At 58.0% G+C, this 6,586-nt stretch carries 8 protein-coding genes; 1 reads left to right on the top strand and 7 read right to left on the bottom strand.

What is annotated here, in order from left to right:
* From AC11W3_RS10020 to AC11W3_RS09995, 6 genes are all read right to left on the bottom strand, one after another.
* A partial coding sequence (locus tag AC11W3_RS10020) for a FecR family protein (protein ID WP_484092954.1) occupies window positions 1–822 on the bottom strand: 822 nt, incomplete at its 3' end.
* Window positions 823–830: 8 nt separating this feature from the next.
* Window positions 831–1,739: a hypothetical protein gene (locus AC11W3_RS10015; RefSeq protein ID WP_484091421.1), complete on the bottom strand. Its 909-nt coding sequence runs from the start codon at window positions 1,737–1,739 to the stop codon at window positions 831–833.
* 386 nt (window positions 1,740–2,125) lie between these two features.
* Window positions 2,126–2,302 carry a hypothetical protein gene (locus AC11W3_RS10010; RefSeq protein WP_484091420.1) on the bottom strand — a complete coding sequence of 59 codons (177 nt, stop codon included), beginning with the start codon at window positions 2,300–2,302 and terminating at the stop codon, window positions 2,126–2,128.
* A gap of 54 nt (window positions 2,303–2,356) precedes the next feature.
* Window positions 2,357–2,578, bottom strand: coding sequence for a tetratricopeptide repeat protein (locus tag AC11W3_RS10005; protein ID WP_484092953.1), 222 nt, complete (start codon window positions 2,576–2,578; stop codon window positions 2,357–2,359).
* A gap of 301 nt (window positions 2,579–2,879) precedes the next feature.
* Window positions 2,880–4,355: an NYN domain-containing protein gene (locus AC11W3_RS10000; protein WP_484092952.1), complete on the bottom strand. Its 1,476-nt coding sequence runs from the start codon at window positions 4,353–4,355 to the stop codon at window positions 2,880–2,882.
* Window positions 4,356–4,385: 30 nt separating this feature from the next.
* On the bottom strand, window positions 4,386–5,303 hold the full coding sequence (locus AC11W3_RS09995) for an AEC family transporter (protein ID WP_484092951.1): 918 nt from the start codon (window positions 5,301–5,303) through the stop codon (window positions 4,386–4,388).
* Window positions 5,304–5,584: 281 nt separating this feature from the next.
* Between AC11W3_RS09995 and AC11W3_RS09990 the strand changes: the two genes are divergently transcribed.
* Entirely contained in the window at window positions 5,585–6,154 is a 570-nt protein-coding gene (locus AC11W3_RS09990) for a flavodoxin family protein (protein ID WP_484091416.1), read from the top strand.
* Between the two features lie 65 nt (window positions 6,155–6,219).
* On the opposite strand, the gene AC11W3_RS09985 is transcribed toward AC11W3_RS09990, so the two are convergent.
* Window positions 6,220–6,586 (bottom strand): hypothetical protein (locus AC11W3_RS09985; RefSeq protein ID WP_484092950.1); only part of this gene is annotated, 367 nt, incomplete at its 5' end.

Below are 6,586 nucleotides of genomic sequence, written 5' to 3'. Positions count from 1 at the left end.
CCGTATATCGGACCCCGGGCTCTTCCTCAGAAGTGAAGGTGGAACGCCCATCTCACGTTTTATGGTGGTGCCTGGCTTTACGGTGGTGCCTGTTGAGGGAGGTGGCGTGGTCGATTCACCCGATGGTGCCGGCGTCGTCTCGGTTCCCCGTGGGTGACCGGGGTAGGGAGGCCTGGGCCGGGTGGTGCCGAACGGCTCTATTTCCGACGGTACCTCGGGAGGCGCAGTCCTGACGAATCTGTAGTTCCTGCGCCAGGCAACGACTCCTCTGAGCTCGGCGGGGGAAAGGGTCCGAAGCGCCGCGATGCGTCCTCCGCTGGCGATGAATTGCTGGCCCGGCAGGAGGGTGATGGTTGCAGGTACCGATACGTCCGCCCTCCCCCTGAGAAGCGTCACCTCCGTCACGGCCGGCTGGCGCTCAACGAGGAAATTGGCTTCGCTGTTCAAGACCAGGCTGATGTTGGGCCCCTCGACGCAGGCACGGTCGCGCTTCAGATAGGCCTGCCCCTTTAACATCCGGACCAGGATGCATTTGCTCTGCTCCAGCCAGTCGAAGAAAGGGTCGGTATTTTCATCCAGTTGGAGGTAACCGCCGTCGCGGAATTCCACGATGGCGCTCGATCCCGCACCGGTGGCGACGGTGGAGCCGATGAGGACGGGGTCCCCATCCCTGCCCATTGAACTGTTCAACCAGACGCTCGGCCCGGAGACCCGCAGTGTCCCGATGACGCTGCCGGGCTGCGTGGTGAGGGAAACGCATCCGGTGGCGGCAAGGAACGAGATCATCAAAGCCAGGTGAAGGACCAGGATGGGACGTTTCATAGTTCCTCCTATCTGCCCGCAGGTACCCCGAAGAGATAACGGGATTGCCCTATTTCCGCCGAATCGACTTCATCACCCGGGAGCCAGAGCACCCGCCGCCCCGCGGCATCCCAGAGCACGAATTCGTCGGACGTCTTGTCCAGCAGATAAAGATCGCCCCGCACCGAGCTGAGCATCTTGGTCTCGGACGCTACCACCACGCGGGGAAAGCGGGCCGGCCGCTTGAGGACACCGTAGGCCATGGGGAGGAGCAGGACTGAGAGCAGGAAGACCAGGGCGAAGGGTGCAGTCAAGAGGATGCGCAGGCGCCAAGGTTCTACGACCCGCCAGGCGAGGAGCAACAGGACGCCCGCCTTGATCACGCTCAGGGTGAGGTTGAAATAGACATTGTCGAGGCTCGCGGAATCGCCCGCCACCAGCCAATCCCTGATCCGGGCGGCGTCGCCGCTGGTTGCAGAGGTCTGGACGAAAAGGAGGTCGGAAACCGACAGCGGCGCGGAAAAGAGAGCCAGTTCCCGGTCGATCAACAGGACAAGGAGGACCAGGAGAACCGAGTAAGCTGCTGAACGGCATCCGAGCGGGCGGCAGGAAACGAAGTTGGTGAACCGGCCCTTTACCGCGTCGAACTGCCGACGAAGCCCCATCCAGCGCAGCACCGTAACCAGGGCCACGACGGCGATGGCGGCGAGCAGCAGCGGCAGGGCGATCCGGGACAGGAGGTCCGCCATATCCGCCACAAACCTGGCACCCTCCTGCATGTACTGCTCCTGGCTGAAGGAGAAGAGAGCGCTGATGCCGAGGAGATTCAGATGAGCTCTCTTGATCAAATATCCGCAGGCATAGAAGATAGCGGCAATACCGGCGAGGGAGCCGGAAAGCCAGCCGAGAACGGTGGTGATCTCCTTGAAAATGTTCATGGCGTCACGCCGGGGTGGGAGGGGTGGTCGTGTTTTGGCATGCGGTCATTATACCAGCATCTTCTATGCTTTCAGGGACAGCGCCAGCCGCGAGGGTGACAGAGGGTGGTATGTCTACTAGAATAGTCTCTGTAGAAGCCGGGGAAAGTGATGTAGCAGATAGATGGAGTGACTGAAGAAGTCAGGGCAGGTCGATCACGGCAGCAGAAGGAGCGGCCAAGCCTGAGATAATGATCTTCGCCTACTGTGTTCGAAAATAGGAAAAACCGGCTTTCCACGTCGGAGAAGCCGGTTTTTCTATTGCTGTGACGAGATGTTAGTTGGAGGAACAGGAGTCTCAGAGGTCGGCGAAAGAGAGCAGGTGCCGTCTCTGCCCTCTTTGCTACCTAAGCATAGACTGAAAAGCCAGTTTGAACCTTGGCCTGGGTTGCCTGCTGGGCAATCATGTTTGCCATCTGCTGCTGGGCATCCGCCGACTTCTTCATGATTGCCATGGTAGCCTGCTGCTGCACCAGCGCCGCCGCATTTGCCACCTGGAAAGCTGCCATATCGCTTATTTCCATTGCTTCATCCTCCCCACAAGGAGATATCGGCAGATTGTGTTGAAACTGGAGGGATTACTTTTTCTGCGACAGGGCAGCAAGTCTTTCCTGTGACTGTTTCGCCAGTGGACTGTTCGGGTACTTCTCGACGATCTCCTGGTAGAGCTGGCGAGCGTGATCCCGGTTATTCTGCTTTTCCTCGAACTGTGCGGTCTCGTAGAGCTCCTTGCTCTTGTCACCGGCGCAGCCATTCAAGAGACCGATAGAAATCAGGGCTATCAATAACAGTCGCTTCATCAAGCACTCCTTTTATAGGCATTAAAGCAAGTCGCAATTTATTCTGAAACTCTGGCATAGTCGCGGCAGGGGAGAATCCAGGTATCTTTGCACCCTTCGACAAGCTCAGGGTGAACGGTCTGGTAGTGATCGGGAAGATGCCGACTGAGTCGATGCTGGCCCGTCAGCTCCATTATGTACTCCGTGCTGGCCGCTCAGGTGCATTATGCACTCCGCCAGATGCTATGTACTCCGTTCATGTGCTGGCCCCTCAGGTGCGTTATGTACTCCGTTCGTGCTGAGCCTGTCGAAGCACGCAATTCTATTGTTTCCCCGTCAACCATTCCTTCACCGACGCTGTCTGTTCCTCACTGAGAGTGATCCGTGATCCGCGGCAGAGATTGAGGACATTCTCGAAGTACTTCTGCGCCAGGGTGGCCGCGTCCACCTGTCCCGGCTGGAACCGGTATCTCACGTGCCCCAAGCCCAGCAGAACGAAGTTGACATGGCTGCGCGCTACCGCGGCACCCTCTTCGGCGCAGCAATCCCGTACCGCCTTGGAGGTCCTGCTCAGACTGTATCCGTTGGTGTTGACCTCGTTTGCCAGACAACGGAACAGCGCCTGGTAATGTTCGGCAGGAAGGAGCGGCGTGTCGGTGATGTTGTGAATCTTCACCTGCAGCGAGTCCATCTTCTCTTCAGGCGCCTGGTGAATGGCCGGATCGTAGAGGAACCCGGACATGAGGCTGGACTGCTCGATTCCCAGCAAGGTCAGCTGGCCAAGAAGCCCTTTGAAGCTGCCGCTTCCGAACCACTGCGATTCCATCACGGCGGGTCCGAATTTCAGGGACAGGAGATGGGCCATCTTGGCCATGACAACAGGGACGGAAGAGGTCTTGACGGTGTCGACGATGAACTCCTCGATCTTCTGCCTGGTCTCGGGAGTGAGGGATGGTTCTACCGCCACCGGCGCCTGCTCCAGATCCTCACTTGCCATCTCCGCGGCAGGAGCGTGGCAGCCGATTTTCCACGGATCATCCTCGATGAGCACCAGCTCCTGCCTGGAATTGACCAGCTCCTGGGCGAGCCTTCGCAGAGTCCCATATCCCAGCCAATTGGTATCGCGCCCGAACTCCTTGAACTCCCGGAAAATCTTCGGCAAATCCGCAGCCTGGACCGGCCCCGACTCCGAGACTACCTCGATGACTCTTCCGGAGATGCGGCCGATGAGACTCCCCCCGGTTTTCACAGTCACCGAGTCGGGGATTTCCCGGTCAGCTTCCACATCGACAAAGCCGATGCCGTCGCTGATGAAGTCGTCGAGATCATAGACGTTATCCGCCGAGGCCTTGTAGGCCGGCGAGGCGTATCCTACTGCCAGCACAGAGGTCCTGCGGTCGTGCTTGCGCAGTTTGATCAAGACGGGGGTAAAGTCGGCATCACCGGAAAGGACGATGAACTCGTCGATGGAGGGGTAGTGGTGCAGGGTCTCCAGGATATCCATGACCATGTGGACGTCGGTGCTGGTCTTGCCGCGGCTGGTCAAGGGAGGGCAGTCGATGACCTCGAAGGCGGACTTGGTGAAGTAGGGCCTGAAGTCGGCAAAGGAAGAGGGATTGAGATAACACCTGCGGATCAGGATGCGGCGCTCGACTGATGACTCCACAAGCCAGCGCAGCCACCTTTCCGGCCTGGTGGCGAAGGCCTTGGCCAGGTTCTGGTCCTGGTTGTGGAAGTTCAGAAAGATATTGTCAAAGTCGACAAACAGCGCGGATCGGATGATAGATGGCTCCGCCATGTTCGAGCTCCTTTTGTGTCAGTTCCCTTATTAAACCAGCAGCCAGATGGTCAGCGGAAGGGTGAAGAAGGACAAGCAGGTCTGTACCGTGATGATCGAGGCCATGGCGTCGTGGTTCCCCCCCATCTGCCGCGAGAGGATGTACGCCGCCGGAGCAGTCGGGACGCTGAAAAGGAGCACGGAGACACTGAGCGCGAGTCCGGAAAGCCCGCAGTAATTGGCCAGGCTCCAGGCGAGGAACGGCTTGCAGACGAATTGCATCATCGCGCTCACCACCAGCGGGTGCCAGCAGGCCGCCACCTGCCCCGCCCGGAAGGCTGCCCCGACCGCCATGAGCCCGATCGGGAAGGCGGCCTTTCCGGCGAGGGTCAATGTGCTGTCGATAGCCGCCGGCAACTTCATTCCCGCCGCGTTCAAACCGATCCCGACCGCACATCCAATAATGAGGGGATTTTTGGCAAGGTCAATGAGGATCTTGCCGATTTTATAGCCCCCGCTGCTGGTGGCAAAGGAAAAGGCTGTGACACAGAGGACATTTATCAGAAAGATCATGAGCCCGGCCCCCAGCGCAGCAAGGAGAAGTCCTTCCTTCCCGAAGAGTCCTTCAGCCAGCGCCAGCGCCACGAAGGTGTTGAAGCGAACCCCACCCTGGAAAAGGGAGGTGAAGGTGGGCCCGTCGATGTGGCGGTTGGCCAGCCACCAAAGGGTCAGGAGCAGGGCGCTCACCAGCACCGTCCCTTCGACCGTGACCAGGAGTTTCAGCCACGGGAGGTCACCAAGCTTCTTGTTGGCCAGACTCGTTATCAGCATGGCCGGCATCAGCAGATAGTATGTCAGCTTCTCCGCACCCGGCCAGAAAGCATCCGGAAGAAACTGACTGCGGCGCAGGAGAAAGCCGCAAAGAATCATGGAAAGAACCGGGAAGAGAGCATTGGTAATCAAAGTCATTGCATCAGTCTCACAAGCAGGCAACGGAAGCTGTCAGGGATAAAGCTTATCAGGTTTACGGTGGAGGTGAGAATAGCATGACAGGAAGGGAAACAATCAAGAGTTTTTTTAATAGAGATGACAGCCGTCTTTGATAGAGTTATACCTGCTCGCCAGACAGCAGCCTCACCAACCTGGGGAGAACCAGCGGGGGGATACTTCGGCGGCAATTTCTGCTTCAAAAACAGTTGCTGTCGGTCTAATATGCGCAGCGGAAATTACAACTCAAGGAGGGCACAGAGATGAAGATAGTAACACTGCTGGGAAGCCCGCGCAGCAAGGGGAACAGCTCCACCATCGCAAAATGCATCACGGAGACCGCATCCGGACTTGGGGCTGAGGCAAAGACCTTCGAACTGAACCGCCTCACCTACCGCGGCTGCCAGGCCTGCTACGCCTGCAAGAAGGGGCACGAGGAGTGCGTGCTGAAGGACGATCTGGCCGAGGTGCTGGGCGCCGTGAAGGAAGCTGACCTCGTCGTCTTCGCATCGCCGGTCTATTACGGCGATATCTCCAGTCAGCTCAAAGGCTTCATCGACCGGACCTTCTCGTACCTGGTCCCCGACTACACGACCAATCCCGAGCCGAGCCGTCTGGGCCCGAAAAAGATGATCTTCGTGCAGGTCCAGGGCCATCCGGATGAGTCCATGTTTGCAGACATCTTCCCGCGGTATGAAAGCTTCCTGAAGTGGCAGAACTTCACCGACATCAAGCTGGTCCGCGTCTGCGGCATCGGCCCCGGCACCGTCGACGGAGTCCCCGAGGAGGTTCTGCAGCAGGCAAGAGAGACGGTAAAGCAGATGATGGCATAACTTCCAATGACAGAAGGAGGATCCTCACGAGGGTCCTCCTTCTCTTCCAACTTCACCCTTCCTACCTACTTTGTTCCAGCAGCAGCATTCAACTCACTTGCCTGGTAGTCCTTCAGAAAGTTCAGAACGAAGTCGTCGATGATTTCGTTGACGCCCTTTTCCGGTGTAGTAGGAGAGAGGCCATCAGGACCTTTCGCACGGCCAACCGTCGAATGCAACGCATGCTCATACTTAGGCGAAGAGAATTCTTTCCCTTCGGGTGAGATGCATTTCCCGGAAAACGTGTAGTGGTCGGTGACAGTACTGCCCATGGCTCCGAAGGTGAAGCCTGTTTTCATTCCCTTCTTCGCCGCGTCACCGACATCTCCTGAGTTGTTCATCACGAAAGATAGTCTATATCGATCAGCCGCGTCAGTCTCTACAGGTTCGAAC

The organism is Geomonas sp., assembly GCF_056994735.1.
The sequence above is the reverse complement of the archived record's forward strand: the minus strand, read 5'-3'. Positions and strand labels throughout refer to the sequence as shown.